Genomic DNA, 308 nt, shown 5'->3' with positions numbered 1-308 from the left:
CGGGTTCTTCCCGAGATTGGCTTTGATGGCATCGAGCAATGGCGCAAGCTGCGCCTGATCGCTTGGCGAGTTGGTCAGCGTGTGCGCCACGATGATCTGATGGGCGCCATCGACGGCGGCCTGTGCGTTGTAGCCCTGGATGAAGCCGTTTTTGGTCGGCATCACGCGGCTGTCGGGATCGGTGAAGTTGCGCTGCGCCTTGTCGCTCGGCTCTGCCGTGACGGGCTTGGACTTGCGTCCCGGCCGGCCCTTGCCGCCGTCGCCGGAGCGGTCGTCGCCCGGCTTCGAGGCCGCTTTGGCTTTGGCTT

Annotated in this window: 1 pseudogene; it reads right to left on the bottom strand. The window is 65.6% G+C overall.

Annotation, left to right across the window (positions count from 1 at the left end):
• Positions 1 to 308, bottom strand: a pseudogene (locus KJQ96_RS39005) (IS5/IS1182 family transposase); the annotation flags it as partial.

Origin of the sequence: Bradyrhizobium sp. sGM-13 (genome assembly GCF_018398875.1) — a bacterium.
Lineage (GTDB): Bacteria > Pseudomonadota > Alphaproteobacteria > Rhizobiales > Xanthobacteraceae > Bradyrhizobium.
This window is presented reverse-complemented; position numbering and strand designations above follow the sequence as displayed.